Here is a 16,815-nt window from a genome sequence, read left to right as displayed (position 1 = left end):
TTGCAGGCCCTAGACCTGGATGCCGCTCGCCTTGATGATGGGAACGAATCGGGCGACCTGCTCTCGAACGAACCTGGCAGTGGACTCCGGCGTCGAATCCGTGACCGGGTCGATCGCAAGGCCTTGCAGGTCCTTCTGGAACGCCACGTCGCTCATGATCTTGTGAGACTGATCGCCAAGATAGCCCACGATGGCCGCCGGCATGGCGGGAGGCCCGAAAAGCGCGTTGAACGTGTAGGACAGCAGGTCGGGCATCCCGCTCTCGACCGCCGTCGGCACTTCGGGGGCAATCGGCGAACGCTTGTCCATCGTTATGGCCAGAATGCGGACTCGCCCCATGCGCTGCGCGGCCTCGACCGACGAGAAGGTCGCCATCAGGACCGGAATCTGTCCGCCGATCAGGTCTTGCACGCTGGTCCCGCTTCCCTTGTAGGGAACATGGGGGAGTTCCAGCCCCCCGGCCTGGGTCTTGAACATTTCGCCGGTCAAGTGGTTGATGCTGCCGACACCTGCGGAACCATAGGCATACTTGCTCGGATTGGCCTTGATCAACGCGATCAACTCTTGAAGATTCCTGGCTGGAACACTCGGGTGCACCGCGATCACCATGGGAATGATGCCGAGCAGGGCAATGGGCGTGAAATCCTTCACCGGATCATACGGCGGCTTGCTCATGATGAACGGACTGATCGCGTGGGTCGACGACGTCCCGATTTCCAGCGTATATCCGTCCGGCGCCGCGCGAACGACCTCCAGGCTGCCGATCGTGCCCCCTGCCCCGCCTTTGTTTTCCGGCACGATCGACTGGCCTGCGGCGGACTCCAGTTTCTGTGCAAAACGGCGGCCCAGGATGTCGGTCTGGCCTCCCGGCGCAAAGGGGATGATCAAGCGTACGGGACGATTCGGATAGGTGCCTTGTGCCAGCGCAAGCCTTGGTGCGACAAGAGATTGCCCGGCAGCCATACCTGCCGTGGCGAGAAAGACGCGGCGATCCATGAGTGTCTCCTAGGTTGTATGACGCTTGCTCAGGGCACAGAGATGGCTCATTTGGCGTCTTTTGTGAAACCGGATTTGGTTCGGCGATTCAACCACCACCCATACTGCTTGGGCATCAACGAAAACTCGGCGTCGTAGCCCAGGGCATGGGCTGCGTGGGCGGCCCAGAACGGGTCATAGAGCATTTCGCGGCCGATTGCGATCAGATCGGCCTGCTGCCGTCGAAGAATCTCGTCCGCCTGCGGCCCATCGATGATCAGGCCCACCGCGGCAGTAGCGATGCCCGCGTCCCGTCGTATCGCTTCGGCATACGGCACTTGAAATCCGCGATTGGCGACATTGCGCGAAGCAGTCGGAGAGCGGATCGCAATGCCGCTCGCCGAGCAGTCGACGAGATCCACGCCGCACTTCTTCAGTTCCCTGGCCAGTACGATGGAGTCCTCGATCGTCCAGCCGCCCTCGTCGACCGAAGAAACACGGAAGAACAGCGGTTTGCCTTCCGGCCAGGCCTTGCGCACCGCCCGCGAAATTTCCAGGGCGAATCGCATCCGGTTTTCCAGACTGCCGCCGTATTCATCCGTTCGATGGTTGGAGGCCGGGGACAGGAATTGATGGATCAGGTAGCCATGCGCGCCATGAACCTCGAGAATGTCGAATCCGGCCTTCTCGGCACGCTGCGCCGTGGCGACCCATGCATCGACCACATCGGCTATGTCGCTCTTGGACATGGGACGGGGGATGGGCCATCCTTCCAGGTAGCTTGTCGCACTGGGGCCGATCACCTCCCAGTGCTCCTCGCCTTCAACTGGCATCGAACGATCGAGCGGACCGAATCCGTCCCACGGCTTGAGCGTCCCCGCCTTGCGCCCCGCATGATTGACCTGGATCGCGGGAACCGACCCCTGCGCACGGATGAACTGCGTGAGGCGCTTGAGCGGCGCTATCTGCTCGTCCTTCCACAAGCCCATGTCACCGACGGTGCCCAGGCCCCGACGCTCGACTTTGGTCGCCTCCACGAAGACCAGCCCCGCACCGCCCATGGCGAACTTGGCGAAATGGGCGAAATGCCAGTCCGTGATGAAGCCGTCCACCGCGCTGTACTGGGCCATGGGGGACACCATCACGCGATTCGGAATCGTGACGTCACGAAGGGTCAACGGGGTAAACAGCAGAGGGATTTTCATTGGGGCAAGAGTTTCATATCCGATCGACAAATGACCAGCGCCTTTCCTATCACTCGGCGCTCGCGAACATCTTCCAAGGCCTCTTTCGCCTTCTCCAGCGGATACTCGGAAGCAATGGCGGGAAGCAGCTTTCCGCCGGCGATGGCTTCGGCCAGTTCCCGGATGTTCCGGGCCCCGCCTTCCGGGAATTTCCTGGAATACGTGTCCCATGACACGCCGATCACGGAAGCGCCTTTCAGCAGGGGAAGATTCAGTGGCAGGCGCGGAATCTCCCCGGCCGTGAAACCCACCACCAGATGCCTTCCGTTCCAGCCCAGACTCCTGAAGGCTGCCTCCGTATACCTGCCCCCGACCGGGTCGAGCACGACATCGACACCACGTTCGCCAACAATCGCCTTGATCGCGCTACGCAGGTCGTCTTTCTCGTAGTTGATGGTGTAGTCGGCGCCGCACTCGGTGCACCGTTTCAGCTTGTCGTCCGATGACGCGCAGGCAATGACCGTGGCCCCCAGCATCTTTCCAAGTTGGACGCCGGCGATGCCCACGCCGCCGGCGGCGCCAAGAACGAGCAGAATGTCCCCTCGGGCAAGCTGCGCACGGTCTTTGAGCGCGTGGTAGCTGGTGCCATAGGCCAACGGGAATGCAGCGGCATGCCGCATGTCCATGCCCGCGGGAAGCTTCCAGAATCGATCGGCGGCAACCACGGCCGACTCGGCAAAGCCCCCCGAGCGCGTAATGGCGACACCGGCATCGCCGGGTTCGATACCCGTCACGCCGGGCCCGATCTTTTCGACCACGCCGGAAAATTCATAGCCTGGAATGAACGGCAGGGCGGGACGATGCTGGTACAGATTGTCCAGCATCAAGAGATCCGGAAAATTGGCGGACGCGGCGTGCACCTGGACAAGCACCTCGCCCGCCTGCGGCACGGGTGTCTCGACATCACTCACCGCCAGGGACGCAGGCGAATAAGACCCGCGTTCGCCGGAGCCATGCTCTCCAAAGGCCGTACAGACAAGGGCACGCATCATCAGGCCTTCTTCTTGCGGTCCAGAAATGCCGCCACACGCTCGCGGTGGTCGGGCGTCTCGCGCAGGATGGAGGTATGGGACGACACCATGTCCAGATGCGATGCGAGCGTCATCGTCATGCCCTGGTAGATGGAGCGTTTGTAGGCACGCACCGCCTCGAAGGGCTGCGCCGCGATGGTCCGCGCAAGTTCTTTGGCGGCGTTCAATGCCTCGCCTTCCGGGACGACGCGATTGACCAGGCCGATGCGCTCGGCCTCGGCCGCATCGATGACACGGCCGGTCCAGCACAACTCCAGCGCCCGGGCGGTTCCGATCAGGCGCGGCAAGTACCAGGTGCCCCCGTCCCCCGCGATCAGCCCGACGTTGATGTAGCTCTCGGCCATGGTTGCCGTCTGCGCCATGATGCGCAGATCGCACATCAGCGCCATATCCATGCCTGCACCGCGCGCGGTGCCATTGACCGCGGCAATAACAGGCTTGTCCATTCGTTCAAGCGCGAAGGCAATCTTGTGCACGTGGCGAAAAAGAAAATCCTTGCGTTCGAGCGCATCGTTGTTCGCGCGCTCTTTCTGGGCATTGACGTCGCCGCCGGTGCAAAACGCCTTCCCGGCGCCGGTCAGGATGATCGCCTTCACCGCCGGGTCTTCGGCCGCCTCTTCGAGGATCGCGTTCCACCGGATGATCATTGCCTTGGTGAAGGCGTTGTACTTTTCTGGACGATTCAGGGTCAGCACGGCAATGCCGTCCGTATCGACCTCGAACAAGATCAGGTTGTCTTCGCTCATGACTCGGTCTCTTCCGCAGTAGGTCGGGTACTTGCGCGTGCCGCGCATTGTTTGATTTGCGCGGGCGCATATCCCAGCAGTCCGCCCAGGATTTCCTGGCCGTGCTCGCCCAGCTGCGGGATGTGCGGCTTCGGCGCCGCATCCGTACCGGGCATGGCGAACGGGGCATTGGGGATCAGGTAGCTGCCCGCCGGATCCACCACTTTCGTCATGGAACCCCGGTAGACGACCTGGGGATCGGCGATCGCCTCCGCGACGGTCATATAGCGGCTGCACGGCACGCCGTCGGCCAGAAGGTGGTCCTCGCATTCAAGGCCGGTGCGGACCTTCGTCCATTCTCCGATCAGATCCATCAGTTCGCCCCAGTGCGCCTCCCTGGCGCGCGTACGGGAGAACCGCGGATCTTCGATCCACTCCGGATGGCCCACGGACCGGGCCAGGAGCTCGAAGTTCTTTTGGCTGGTGGGAGCCAGCACGATATGGCCGTCGATGGTCTTGAGAGGTTGGTAGACACGCACCTTCTCGTTGGTGGGCGCTTGCGCTTCCTGAACTTCATAGACCAGGATGTTCAGCATACCGTCGAATAGCGAAACGTCCAGGTATTGGCCCCTGCCCGTGCGCAGACGCTGGATGTACGCAGCCTGGACGGCGCTGAAGGCGGATATCCCGCCGAACAAATCGCCGGTAAAGGTGGCGGTGTTGGCCGGCTGATCCGCCTTCTGGTAACCCATTTGCGCATGATCGAAGCCGGAGGCCGCATGCACCATGGGAGCATAGGCCGGGCGCAATGATTTGGGGCCGGTCTGGCCAAAACCCGAAATGGAACAATAGATCAGATCGGATCGCCCCTCGGAAAGCGCCTTGTAGCCGACGCCAAGACGGTCGGCAACACCCGGCCGCCAATTCTCCACCACGATGTCGCACTTCTGCGCCAGGGCTTTGGCGGCGGCAACGCCCGCAGCGCTCTTGAGATTGAGCACGACGCATTTCTTGCCGGCGTTCAACTGCCCGAAGAAGCTGCTGTAGCCATTGCGGACAGGACGCCTCGAGCGATTGTGATCGCCTTCCGGTGGCTCGACCTTGATGACTTCTGCACCCAGGTCCGCAAGCAGACGGGTGCAATACGGCCCCGACATCATGTTTGTGAAATCAAGAACTCTCACCCCCGCAAAGGGACCGGGATGAAGAGTGGGTTGCGTAGCTGCTGACATGAGGACTTCGGCTCCGAAAATTCCTATTTGGAAAACGGCGCGGGAATGGGGGCGATCACGCTCCAAAGCGCCTCGCCGCCCAGCGTCGCGACATGCCGTCCAATCCACTCGGCCCATTCGCGCTCGTCTCCGAATTCCTCGCGCCAGGACCAGACGCGCCGGGTCGACAGGTGCAGCGCGTGCTCCTTGGTGAATCCCATGGCCCCGTGAATTTCGTGGGCGATGGCGCTGACGATGCCGGCGGCTTCGGAAGCCCGGACCTTGGCGACCGCAATGGCGAACGGAGAGGCCTGTTCGGTCAGGCCCTCGACGGCGGCTTGCACAGCCGCAGAGGCGGCTGCCACTTCACCTGCAAGAACGGCCGCCTGCTGTTGGATAGCCTGGAATTTCGCAATGGGTTTGCCAAACTGGATCCGCTCTTGGGCATAAGTAACCGAACTATCAAGAATGGTCTCAAGAGCGCCGGAAATGGCACATGCCCGCGCCAGCGCGCCAAACGCGTGGACTTCGCCGGGCGACATCCCGCGCTCGATCGCCACATCGCCTTCGTCAACGATGGCATCGCCGAAATCCACGGTATCGCGCGGCTCGTTGGCAAAATTCTCCGCCTGGTGCCGGACGGCCGGCTTTCTGACCACGACGGTCGCCGGCTTTTGCTCATGCATCGCGGTAAGGACGACAGAAGAGGCATGCCGCGCCCAGGGAACGCGGTGCGCCACCCCGCTGAGTCGCCACTGCCGATTCACCCTGTGCAATTGCACCTGTGCTCCCGCTGGCGTGGACGCAATCGTGGCCGGCCCCTCCACGGGCGGCAGGCCAGCCGCCGACAGCAGCATCTCGGCCAGCAGCGTTTCAGCCAAGGGGGCATGCAGGGAATAGGCGCCGGCGACTTTCAACAAGGAGAATGCATCGGCCAGGTCGCACCCCGGTCCGCCGCGCGCTTCCGCCGTGGCCGCAAGAGTCAGTCCGGAATCTTCGAGAGCCGTCCAGACAGCTTCTGGCCACCCTCCTCGTTCTGCCGTTTCGATGGCCTGGCGGGTGCAGTAATCCCCGAAAAGACGTCTTGCGGGGTCCAATAACAGTTCGCGTTCGGTAGTCATCGGGTGCCGTCTCAGCGAAGTCCAAGCCCACGTGCGATGATCCCGCGGAGAATTTCCGCAGTACCCCCGCGTATCGTGTGCGACGGGGCATAGAGGATGGCCCTGGCGAGCATGTCGTGGAAACCGTCGGCCGGATCCAGGCTGGCCCTCGCCCACTCGGGGACGACGCGGCGCGCCACGGCGGGAATCTCCTGGTCCAGATGAGTGCCCAGGTCCTTGACCAGGGCCGCTTCCACCATGGGCGATTCGCCCCGCTCCAGGAGCCCCGCGATGGAAAAAGACATCTGGTGCAGTGTGGAGAGGTGGGCAACGAGACGTCCCACTTGCTCGGCATCGTATTCGGTCGCACCCTTCCCGATGTGATCCACCAATGCAACGAGAAGACCGTAGGCGTTCATCCATCGCTCGGAGCCGCTGCGCTCATGGGCAAGTTCGCCGGTGACCTGGCTCCATGCGCCGTCTACTTTGCCGATCACGGCATCCTCCGGCAGGAAGACCCGGTCAAAGATGACTTCGTTGAAATCGTGGTCATCCGCGAGGTTGTAGATCGGGCGAATAGTGATGCCTTCGGTCTTCAAGTCCACCATGAACTGTGTGACACCCGCGTGCCGATCCGCCTCGGTTCGCGCGCTCGTTCGTGCAAACAGATTCATCTTGTGTGCCATATGCGCATAACTGGTCCAGACCTTGGTGCCTTCGACCAGCCACCCGCCATCGACCTTGGTCGCTTTGGTCCGGATGGAAGACAGGTCGGAACCCGAATCCGGCTCGCTCAATCCGACACAGATGTAGCACTCTCCCTTGGCGATCAGGGGCAGGATTTCGCTTTTCTGCTTCTCGGTCCCCACGGCAAGTAGCAGCGGTCCTATCTGGCGATCGGCCAGCCAATGCGCGCGCACCGGCGCACCGGCGGCGAGCAACTCCTCGGCCACCACATAGCGTTCCAGGTAGGAGGACTCCTGGCCACCATATTGCCTTGGCCACGTCATCCCGATCCAGCCTTTGGCGGCGACTTTGCGGCTGAACGCGGGATCGTAGCGATCCCATCCGGCAGCTGTACGGGTATAGCCGCCCGATGCATGCTCGTCCGCGAGAAAGTCGCGGGCCTGTCGGCGCAGGGCGGCCAGCTTCGGCGCCAGCTCTGCGATTGGCGGAATGAAGTTAGTGAGTTTCACGTGTTTCGTACATCGGCGTTGCCGGGGGTACGGCTCCGCCGAAATGTCTCCGAAAAAATTCTTCTGGAAAGCTTGCCAGGCGTTCATTCGTTCATATTTATGAACGTTGTTCATATTATTAAATCTAACGAGCACCCTGTCAACAGAAACCAGGCCACCGGCGGAGATTCCTGGATGAGAGGACGGAGGCGACGGCATGCCCGCCCGACAAGGCGGAACTTATTCCTTGCCTTCGTAATATTTCCGGAACTCGGGTTTCCTCTTTTCCAGGAACGCCCGCACACCCTCATGCGACTCTTCCGTACCGTAATAAAGGCTGAGCGCCTGCATGCCGAGTCCCCCGATACCGCGAATCGAATCGGAGTCAGCATTGAACGAGCGCTTCGCGATGGAAATCGCCGTCGGGCTCAAGGCCAGGATCTCGTCACACCAACGCTTCACCTCGGCATCCAGTTGATCCGCCGGCACGACCGCGTTCACCAACCCCATTTCCAAAGCCTGCGCCGCCTGGTAGCGACGGCATAGAAACCAGATCTCGCGCGCACGCTTCTCGCCGACGACTCGGCCAAGGAGCGCAGTGCCGAACCCTGGATCCACCGAGCCGACCTTGGGGCCGACCTGGCCGAAGATTGCGGTCTCTGACGCAATGGCCAGATCACAACACGTGACCAGCACGTTGCCGCCGCCGATCGCATAACCGTTGACTCTTGCGATCACGGGCTTGGGCACTTCGCGGATCAACCCCTGCAGTTCCTCGACAGGAAGCCCGATCATGCCTCGGCCGTCATATCCGCCATCGTGCGCCGACTGGTCGCCGCCAGTGCAAAACGCCTTGTCTCCCGTCCCCGTCAGGACGATCACGCCGACCGACCTGTCCCACCCGGCGCGGTTGAAAGCGTCGATCATCTCGTCGCAGGTCTTGCCTCGAAAGGCGTTGTATTTCCCGGGACGGTTGATCGTGATCGTCGCAACGCCGTCGTCCTGACGGTAAATGATGTCGCTGTACTCGCCCATGTCTGCTCCTCGGTTGTCGTGGCAAAAAATATTCAACGAATCATGGCATAGAACCTTTCGTCAGTGTATATTTACGAACATCGTTCATATATAAGAACGAATCAGGAATAGTCCCCCGCCCCGGACAGTGCGGCCGCCCCTCGGAACAAAGCCCTACTCACATCGCAGATAGACATGGCTGGACCTCTCTCACATCTCCGCATCCTCGACCTGACGCGCGTCCTGGCCGGCCCCTGGTGCACCCAGATGCTTGCCGATCTGGGTGCCGACGTCATCAAGGTGGAACGCCCCGTTGCAGGCGACGACACGCGTCATTGGGGCCCGCCGTGGACCAAAGACGGCCAGGGCGACAATACGGAGGACTCTGCGTACTTCACGTCCACCAACCGAAACAAACGTTCGATTGCGGTCGATCTCAGCACGAAAGAAGGCCAGGCGCTGGTTCGCACCCTGGCGGCGAAGTCGGACATCCTGGTGGAGAACTACAAGGTCGGAGACCTCAAGCGCTACGGCCTGTCGTATGAAGACCTGCGCGAGGTCAATCCCAGGCTGATCTACTGTTCGGTCACGGGCTATGGACAGACCGGCCCCTACGCGTCGCGTCCTGGCTACGACTTCGTCTTCCAGGGCGAAGGGGGACTCATGAGCATCACCGGCGAAGCCGATGACAAGCCCGGAGGCGGCCCGATGAAAACCTCGATCGCGGTGGCGGACGTGCTCACGGGATTGAACGCCGCGATCGGCATTCTTTCCGCGATAGAGAGTCGCCACGAAACAGGTCGTGGACAGCATATAGACATCGCGCTTCTCGACACGATCGTGCATTTCGGCTCGAACCAGATCGTCAGCTACTTCACCAGCGGCAAGATTCCCCGACGCTGGGGGAACGCCCACCCCAACCTCACGCCTTACCAGATCTTCAAGACTGCCGACGGCCACCTGATCGTGGCTTGCGGCAACGATGCCCAATACCAGGCGATCTGCTCGATCCTGGGACGCGACGACCTGGCGCGGGATCCTCGATTCCAGATCATGTCGGGCCGCAATGAAAACCGGGCGGCGCTGGTCCAGCAGCTTGAAAAGACTTTTTCAGAACATACCACCGAGGAATGGCTCAAGCGTCTCGAAAACTGCGATGTCCCGACCGGTGCGATCAACACTTACGACAAGGTATTCCAACATCCCCAGGTGGTCCATCGCCAGATGAGAGTGGACATGCCGCACGTAGCGGGAGGCATGGTGAGCACCGTGCGCAACCCGATCCGGCTTTCGGGAACGCAGATCGAATACCGGTATGCGCCGCCACAGCGCGGCCAGCACACCGACGAAATTCTTGGCGAGATCCTGGACCTCGCCGCCAGCGACCTGGAAGCACTGCGCAAGAAGGGCACGATTGAATGAAGCGGGGCGCAAAGCGCCCAAGGAACCCGCACAAATGACCTACGAACTTCAAGAGGATCAACGCCAGGTCCAGGATCTCATCCGCCGCGTCGCCAGGGAGCGCGTCGCTCCACGCGCGCAGGAAATCGACCGGACTGCCGAATACCCTCACGACATGTTTGCCCTGCTCAAGGATCTGGGACTGTTCACCTTGCCTTTTCCCGAGGTCTATGGCGGCGCCAACAGCATGCTGTCCGCATGCGTTGCCATCGAGGAACTGGGACGTGTCTGCTACAACACCGCCTACCTCCTTCTCGTCCAGTGGGTGCCTTTTGGAGCAATCCTCGCTGGCGGCACCGAGGCCCAGAAACAGCGCTTGCTGCCCGGCCTGGCTGCCGGAGAGATCCGCGGCGCGTTTTCCACCACCGAGGCGCAGAGCGGGTCCGATGTCGGCAGCATCCGCTGCCGCGCCGTAAAGGTGGAGGGCGGCTACAGGATCAATGGCGCCAAGATCTGGTGCACGAACTCCGACATCGCGGATTTCGTCCTGGTGGCGGCCAAGTACAACGATGGCGACAAGGACGGAATCAGCCTGTTCATCATCGAGAAAAACGCCGAGGGATTCACGGTCGGAAAGAAAGAAGACAAGATCGGCGCACGCGGCGTTCCCTCCTGCCCGCTCTTCCTCGACAACGTATTCGTCCCCGACGAAAACCTGCTCGGAGGCGGCTTCCGCGCCGTCATGGAAGCCTTCAATGCCAGCCGTCCGCTGATCGGCGCTCGCGGTGTCGGACTGGCCCAGGGCGCCATCGACCACGCCATCGAGTTCATCACCAACCGCAATGCCTTCGGCCAGTCCATTTCGGAATTCCAAGGCATCCGATGGATGCTGGCGGACATGGCGATCCAGACCGAGGCCGCGCGCAACCTGGTCTACCGCGCCGCATCGATGGTGGATGCCTGCGAACCCGCTGCCGCGCTGGCGCCGGTCGCCGCCATGGCCAAGTGCTTTGCCACGGACACCGCGATGCGTGTGGCAACCGACGCGGTGCAGATGTTCGGCGCCGCCGGCGTCTCGTCGGAGTACCCGATCAACCGATACTTCCGGGACGCGAAAGTTCTTCAGATCATCGAAGGCACCAATCAAATCCAACGCAACATCGTCGCCAACGGGTTGCTTGGCCGTCCTTCCCGCCGATAGACGGACGCCAGGCACCGCCAACAGTAAAGGTAAAACCATGAGTGAAGAAGACATCCCCACCGTCGGTCTTGGCCTGTACTTCGAGGATCTACCGCTCGGGAGGAAATTCAAGACGCTCGGCCGCACCGTCCAGGACGCCGATATCTGCGCATTCATCAACGTCATTCACATGACGGAGGTGCTGTTCACCGATATGGAGTTCGTCAGGAACGAGTCGGACATCAAGGGCCGTATTGCCCCGGGGGCGTTCATCTACGGCATGGCCGAAGGCCTGCTCGCCCAATCGACGATGCAGAAGACGGGCTACGCGTTCATCAACATGGAGCTTACCGTCCATTCGCCAGTGTTTGCCGGCGACACCTTGCATGTGGAGTGCGAGGTCATCGAATCCCGCCGTTCGAATAGCCGGCCGGGCCGTGCACTGGTCCGTACCCGCAACAAGGTCGTCAAGCAGGACGGCACGGTCGCCTTGACCTACACCCCGCTGCGGATGCTGAAGTGCCGAGACGCAGCGAGATAGCAACTTTTTTGCAATGGAGAAAGCCATGCGAGGACTCAAGGACAAAGTCGTCATCATTACCGGCGGAGCCGGCGGCATCGGCGCGGCGCTTTCTGCAAGATTCGCCGCCGAAGGCAGCAAAGTCGCCATCTTCGATCTCAACGCGGCCAGTGCCGACGAAGTCGTGGAAGGGATCAAGACGAACGGAGGAACAGCCATCGGCTGCGCGGTCGATATCACCGATCACGATGCCGTCAATGAAGCGGTCGCCAGGATCGAGGCCACGCTCGGCCCCGTCGACGTGCTCGTGAACAACGCCGGCTGGGATCACGCGGACCGCTTCGTCAACACCACGCCGGCCCTTTGGCAGAAGCTGATCTCCATCAATCTCGTCGGCCCGCTGAATCTCCATCATGCGGTGCTCAAAGGTATGCTCGAACGCGGTCATGGACGCATCGTGAACATTGCCTCCGATGCCGGCCGGGTCGGCTCCTCGGGAGAATCCGTCTACTCGGCATGCAAGGGCGGCATCATCGCCTTCACCAAGACCATCGCCCGCGAGACCGCGCGCAAGAAGATCAACGTCAACGTTGTCTGCCCGGGGCCGACCGACACCGCACTGTTCAAGGATTTTGCCGGGGAAGGCGAAAGCGGAGACAAGCTGCGCGGTGCGCTGGAAAAAGCGATTCCGTTTGGCCGCCTGGGCCAGCCGGAAGATGTAGTCGGTGCCGTCTGCTTCCTGGCCTCGGACGATGCGTCCTTCATTACGGGTCAGGTGATTTCGGTCTCGGGTGGGCTGACGATGGCGGGCTAGCGCCGTCCGCCCCCTTTCACCTGGCAGCACCGGTTCCCAATGAATGCGAGACAAACGGCATGAAGACGATTCTCAAGACGGTTCCCCTTCTCCTCCTCATGGCGTCCAACGCCGCCCACGCCGAAGAAACCTATCCGTCGCGCCCGATCCGCCTGGTCCTTGGATTTGCCGCCGGCGGAGGGACCGATGTCATTGCCCGCGGCATTGCCCAGAAAATGGGCGATGCCATGGGAGGACAGGTCTTCGTCGACAACGTGACCGGCGCCAACGGCAATATCGGCAGCGACCAGGTCGCGAAATCCAGGGCTGACGGCTACACGCTCCTCTACAACACGTCCGCCCTGATCCTGAGTCCTTCGCTGTACACGAAGCTTCCGTACAGCTACAAGGATTTTCAGCCCGTTGCTCTCACGGCCAGCCTCCCGATCATCCTGGTGGCATCACCGAAGAGCCCGTACAAAAGCGCGTCGGACCTCATCGCCGCCATCAAGGCGAATCCGGGAAGGTTGAACTACGCGTCCGCCGGGAACGGCAACATCACCCACCTCTCCGCACTGCTCCTGCTACAAGCGATCGGGGGGTCCGCAACTCACGTTCCCTACAAGGGCGAAGCCCCCGCCGTCACCGACGTCGCAAGCGGACAGGTGGATTTCTATGCGGGCACCTCCGCGGGAGTGATCCCATTCATCAAAGACAAGCGCCTGATCGCCCTGGCAGTGGGCACGGAAAAGCGCATGAGCGGGCTGCCGGATGTCCCCACCCTCTCCGAGGTTGTCGGCAAGCCGTTGGAACTTGGCGCCTGGTCAGGCATCGTGGCCCCGGCGGGCACCAAACCCGAAATCGTCGCCAAGCTCAACGCGGCCATTCAAACGGCCCTGAACGACAAGGATCTACTGGTTCGCCTTGCAGAACAGGGAGCCGAACCGAAGCACGGCACGCCAGTCCAATATGGCAGGTTCATCGCTGACGAACATGAGCGATGGGACAGGATCATCAAATCCAACAACGCACGCATCGACTAGCCCTGCAAGATCGAAGAGGAAGCATGCAATGGCTATCGACACCCTGGAACAAATGCAGGCGATCGTGGACCGGTCACCCTTCAATCGATGGATCGGCGTCAAAGTTGCCCATCTGGGCCCCGATGGGCTCATGCTGGAGGTTCCCTGGCGTCTCGACCTCGTATCCAGTCCGGAACGCAACTCGATACACGGCGGTGTCCTGGCATCGCTCATCGATACGGCCGGCGACTACGCCATTGCAGCACGCCTTGGCTATCCGGTCCCGACCATCGACCTTAGCGTGGACTATCACCGGGCCGCCAGCTCCGGGGTCTTGCGCGCCAGTGCGCAGGTCGTTCACATGGGGAAGCAATTGATCACTGCGGAAACGCGCATTGCCGATGACCAAGGCCGCCCGATCGCCAGCGGTCGAGGACTCTATTTCGACAGCGGCCCCCCTCGGGCGGTAGCCAAGACGACCGGCGCCGGACAGCAATGACAACGACGACCGGTATTGCCAGCGGCCCCTTGAAGGGAATCAGGATTGTCGAATTTGCGGGCATAGGCCCGTCGCCGATGGCAGCCATGACCCTCGCCGACATGGGCTCGACGGTACTGAGGATAGATCGGCCGGTCCCGCCTGGCCTGGGCATCGAGCGACCGCTCGAATACAACCTGCTCTTGCGCAATCGCCAAAGCATCGCACTCGACTTGAAGGATCCGGCGAGCAAGGAGCTGGTGCTGGAACTGCTTGAAACAGCGGATGCCCTGATCGAAGGCTTTCGTCCCGGCACGATGGAGCGGCTGGGATTGGGGCCGGAGATCTGTCTTGCCCGCAATCCACGCCTCGTATACGGCCGGATGACGGGCTGGGGGCAAGACGGTCCCCTGGCTCGAGCAGCCGGACATGATCTGAACTACATCGCTCTGACCGGCGTATTGAGCTGGATCGGGCGCGAAAAGCAACCGCCCACGCCGCCGCTCAATCTGGTGGGAGACTATGCGGGCGGCGGACTCTATCTGGCGTTGGGAATTCTTGCTGCCATCCTCGAGGCACGCAATTCCGGACAAGGACAAATCGTCGATGCCGCGATTGTCGATGGCACGGCCGCCCTGGCAACCTCCGTTTTCGGCATGCATGAAGCGGGCATGCTCGGTCCCCGGGGAGAGAACATCCTCGATTCCGGCGCCCCCTACTACGACGTGTATGAATGTGCCGACGGATGCTGGGTGTCGGTCGCGCCGATCGAAGACAAGTTCTATCAAGATCTTCTCGAGCGTCTGGAGATCGATGCAACGACGCTCGGCCGCCGGGAGGCTCCCGATTATCGTCGACGGGCGGCGGCCGCCTTGAAGGCCAGATTCAAAAGCCAGGATCGCGACTATTGGTGCAGGCTGCTGGAAGGTACGGACGCTTGCTTCGCGCCGGTCCTGAGCGCCAGCGAGGCGCCGGAGCACCCCCACCTCAAGGCTCGCCGGACCTTCGTGACGGTGGACGGAATCACCCAGCCGGCGGCGGCGCCGCGATTCTCTCGTACCGGCAACGGGCTTCCCGTTCCGCCGGCGAAACCGACCAAAGAGACAGGCAGGGCAGTTCTTGCAGAGTGGCTGGGCGCCGAAAAGGCGCGATCAAGAGAGGAATTGCTGAAAGGATGATCGACGCCGGGCCTGCTGCCTCAATTGCGAACGTCGCGCAGTACGTCGGAGGCTCGCGGTGCGACCTCCAGCATCAGCCTCTTCAAATCAGGAAGAGCCTTCTGGAAACGCTCGGTAGGGCCGGCAATCATCAACGCATGCGTCGCCGTGCCATCGTTGGAAACAATGGGCGCGGCAATACCGGAAGCGCCAGAAACCGCTTCCCCGAGACTGATGGCGATACCTGTGCTTTGGATCCGCTCGAGCTCGTCCCTGAGCCAGGCCTTGTCGATAGCGGCCTTGGTCACCGGACCGACCATCTTGGTCGACTTGATGTACCGGTCACGCCATTCCGGCGGCTGGAAAGCCAGCAGGGCGCGGCCGGCGGCAGACACGAACAGGGGCCGGGAGGTACCCGCGGGGACGGCATAGCGAACGGCTTCCTGGCTCTCGATCATTTCCACGTAGTTGCACAGACCGACCGTGCGGTCGATGGTGGCGAGGTAGACACTTTCGCCGCTCCTCTCGGCAAGCTCCAGCAGAAACGTGCGTATCAGTTTGGAGAAGGTACGGACAGAAAGTATGTCGAGCGAAAGCTGGAACGCCTTCGGCCCCAGGCTGTAACGGCCCGTGGCTTGCGTCAAGAAGCCACTTTGCACCAATGGCCTCAGGAGAGAAAGCAGGCTGCTCTTGGGAGAGACCAACGCGGCGCTCAACTCGGCAAGCGACATGCTATCGCCGGATTTGGCCAGGGAGTGGAATATGTTCAACAGACGCATCAGGGACCGGGGCCCCGACGATCCTGCCTCGCCAGGCATCACATCTTCACGCTTTGGATTTTTTCCAGTATTCGTCAACTGCGTCATGTCCCGTGTCGAATCCAGAGAAGATGCGGATATGCAGAGCGATCTCAGTTTAACGCGTTTAAGTCGCCCACACCCCCTTCTTCCGCCTTGCCGTGAACATTGAAAGTCCCTTTTTTCGCTTTGGAGACGCACATGCTGGTTACCCTTGAGTATCGTGGAGCGATTGCGATCGCAACGTTGAACCGCCCGGAGGCCCTCAACGCGTTAAGCCTTGAACTGCTGTCCGATTTGAGGGATGTCATCGGGCAGATCCGGCAATCCGCGGCGCGCGGATTGCTCATCACCGGCTCCGGCGGCAAGGCTTTCTGCGCTGGCGCCGACATCAAGGAAATGATGGAACGCTCTGCTTCTGCAAGCAGGAAGGCCATTGCGGAAGCGCAAGCCATCATCAGCAGCGTCGGCACGCTCCCCATCCCCTCTGTCGCCGTGATCAACGGCTTTGCCTTCGGGGGCGGACTCGAGATCGCCCTGGCGTGCACGTTCCGGGTCGCGATGAAGCAAGCACGGATGGGCTTGCCGGAGATCAAACTCGGCCTCATACCCGGATACGGCGGCACGCAGCGACTCCCGCGCCTCGTCGGCGAATCGCGCGCGCTCGATCTGATTCTTTCCGGACGGACGGTCGATGCCGACGAAGCCTATCGCATGGGGTTGGTTGACCGGCTGTCGGAAGGCAGCGACCCGATCGAAGCGGGCGTGGATTTCCTGGCTTCGTTCACGGGCTTCAGCCTTGCCGCCTCCGCCCTCGCCCGGGAAGCGGTCGCGAGAGGGGCGGAGCGCGGCCTGGACGATGCGCTCAGGATCGAAGGCGATTTGCTGACGCTCGCGCTTCAAACCGGCGATGCCAAGGAAGGCATGCTGGCGTTCATCGAAAAGCGCAAGGCTTGCTTCAAGGATGAATGAGTTGGCGGGGAAGGGCCGGG

Annotated in this window: 17 protein-coding genes; 8 read left to right on the top strand and 9 right to left on the bottom strand. The window is 61.7% G+C overall.

Annotated features, from left to right (window positions below; translation table 11 throughout):
- Window positions 1-9 precede the first annotated feature (9 nt).
- From N5K27_RS12655 to N5K27_RS12620, 8 genes are all read right to left on the bottom strand, one after another.
- A complete protein-coding gene (locus N5K27_RS12655) occupies window positions 10-996 on the bottom strand; it encodes a tripartite tricarboxylate transporter substrate binding protein (protein WP_087837016.1) in 987 nt (328 codons plus the stop codon).
- A 47-nt stretch (window positions 997-1,043) separates the two neighbouring features.
- Window positions 1,044-2,180, bottom strand: coding sequence for an NADH:flavin oxidoreductase/NADH oxidase (locus N5K27_RS12650; protein ID WP_087837017.1), 1,137 nt, complete (start codon window positions 2,178-2,180; stop codon window positions 1,044-1,046).
- Window positions 2,177-3,211, bottom strand: a complete 1,035-nt coding sequence (locus tag N5K27_RS12645) for an NADPH:quinone oxidoreductase family protein (RefSeq protein ID WP_243724409.1) — start codon at window positions 3,209-3,211, stop codon at window positions 2,177-2,179. The genes N5K27_RS12650 and N5K27_RS12645 overlap by 4 nt, the downstream gene beginning before the upstream one ends.
- On the bottom strand, window positions 3,211-3,996 hold the full coding sequence (locus N5K27_RS12640; RefSeq protein WP_087837018.1) for an enoyl-CoA hydratase-related protein: 786 nt from the start codon (window positions 3,994-3,996) through the stop codon (window positions 3,211-3,213). Before N5K27_RS12640 ends, N5K27_RS12645 begins: the two co-directional genes overlap by 1 nt.
- Complete coding sequence (locus N5K27_RS12635) at window positions 3,993-5,207, bottom strand: CoA transferase (protein WP_087837019.1); 1,215 nt, start codon at window positions 5,205-5,207, stop codon at window positions 3,993-3,995. The genes N5K27_RS12640 and N5K27_RS12635 overlap by 4 nt, the downstream gene beginning before the upstream one ends.
- Window positions 5,208-5,230: 23 nt before the next feature.
- A complete protein-coding gene (locus tag N5K27_RS12630; RefSeq protein WP_087837020.1) occupies window positions 5,231-6,307 on the bottom strand; it encodes an acyl-CoA dehydrogenase family protein in 1,077 nt (358 codons plus the stop codon).
- 11 nt (window positions 6,308-6,318) lie between these two features.
- Window positions 6,319-7,482 (bottom strand): acyl-CoA dehydrogenase family protein, encoded by a 1,164-nt coding sequence (locus N5K27_RS12625; RefSeq protein WP_243724408.1) that lies wholly within the window; start codon window positions 7,480-7,482, stop codon window positions 6,319-6,321.
- A 219-nt stretch (window positions 7,483-7,701) separates the two neighbouring features.
- Window positions 7,702-8,496 carry an enoyl-CoA hydratase-related protein gene (locus N5K27_RS12620; protein ID WP_087837022.1) on the bottom strand — a complete coding sequence of 265 codons (795 nt, stop codon included), beginning with the start codon at window positions 8,494-8,496 and terminating at the stop codon, window positions 7,702-7,704.
- Between the two features lie 174 nt (window positions 8,497-8,670).
- On the opposite strand from N5K27_RS12620, the gene N5K27_RS12615 reads away from it, so the two are divergent.
- Genes N5K27_RS12615 through N5K27_RS12585 form a run of 7 tightly spaced genes read left to right on the top strand, consistent with a single transcriptional unit; the run spans window position 8,671 to window position 15,047 of the window.
- Entirely contained in the window at window positions 8,671-9,897 is a 1,227-nt protein-coding gene (locus tag N5K27_RS12615) for a CaiB/BaiF CoA-transferase family protein (RefSeq protein ID WP_087837023.1), read from the top strand.
- Window positions 9,898-9,931: 34 nt separating this feature from the next.
- Complete coding sequence (locus N5K27_RS12610) at window positions 9,932-11,077, top strand: acyl-CoA dehydrogenase family protein (protein WP_087837024.1); 1,146 nt, start codon at window positions 9,932-9,934, stop codon at window positions 11,075-11,077.
- Window positions 11,078-11,114: 37 nt separating this feature from the next.
- Window positions 11,115-11,597: a MaoC/PaaZ C-terminal domain-containing protein gene (locus N5K27_RS12605; protein WP_087837025.1), complete on the top strand. Its 483-nt coding sequence runs from the start codon at window positions 11,115-11,117 to the stop codon at window positions 11,595-11,597.
- 25 nt (window positions 11,598-11,622) lie between these two features.
- Complete coding sequence (locus tag N5K27_RS12600; protein WP_087837026.1) at window positions 11,623-12,390, top strand: glucose 1-dehydrogenase; 768 nt, start codon at window positions 11,623-11,625, stop codon at window positions 12,388-12,390.
- A 59-nt stretch (window positions 12,391-12,449) separates the two neighbouring features.
- Entirely contained in the window at window positions 12,450-13,412 is a 963-nt protein-coding gene (locus tag N5K27_RS12595) for a tripartite tricarboxylate transporter substrate binding protein (protein WP_087837027.1), read from the top strand.
- A 28-nt stretch (window positions 13,413-13,440) separates the two neighbouring features.
- Window positions 13,441-13,890: a PaaI family thioesterase gene (locus N5K27_RS12590; protein ID WP_087837028.1), complete on the top strand. Its 450-nt coding sequence runs from the start codon at window positions 13,441-13,443 to the stop codon at window positions 13,888-13,890.
- Window positions 13,887-15,047 (top strand): CaiB/BaiF CoA-transferase family protein, encoded by a 1,161-nt coding sequence (locus tag N5K27_RS12585; protein ID WP_087837029.1) that lies wholly within the window; start codon window positions 13,887-13,889, stop codon window positions 15,045-15,047. The genes N5K27_RS12590 and N5K27_RS12585 overlap by 4 nt, the downstream gene beginning before the upstream one ends.
- Window positions 15,048-15,067: 20 nt before the next feature.
- Here N5K27_RS12585 and N5K27_RS12580 read toward each other — a convergent pair whose 3' ends face one another.
- Complete coding sequence (locus tag N5K27_RS12580) at window positions 15,068-15,892, bottom strand: IclR family transcriptional regulator (RefSeq protein ID WP_243724407.1); 825 nt, start codon at window positions 15,890-15,892, stop codon at window positions 15,068-15,070.
- A gap of 132 nt (window positions 15,893-16,024) precedes the next feature.
- Here N5K27_RS12580 and N5K27_RS12575 point away from each other — a divergent pair, with 132 nt between their 5' ends.
- On the top strand, window positions 16,025-16,795 hold the full coding sequence (locus tag N5K27_RS12575) for an enoyl-CoA hydratase-related protein (RefSeq protein ID WP_087837031.1): 771 nt from the start codon (window positions 16,025-16,027) through the stop codon (window positions 16,793-16,795).
- The last annotated feature ends 20 nt before the right edge of the window (window positions 16,796-16,815 follow it).

Source organism: Pigmentiphaga sp. GD03639, assembly GCF_029845405.1.
GTDB classification, from domain to species: domain Bacteria; phylum Pseudomonadota; class Gammaproteobacteria; order Burkholderiales; family Burkholderiaceae_B; genus Pigmentiphaga; species Pigmentiphaga daeguensis.
Note: the sequence above shows the minus strand (reverse complement) of the source record. Positions and strands in the feature narration are given on the sequence as shown.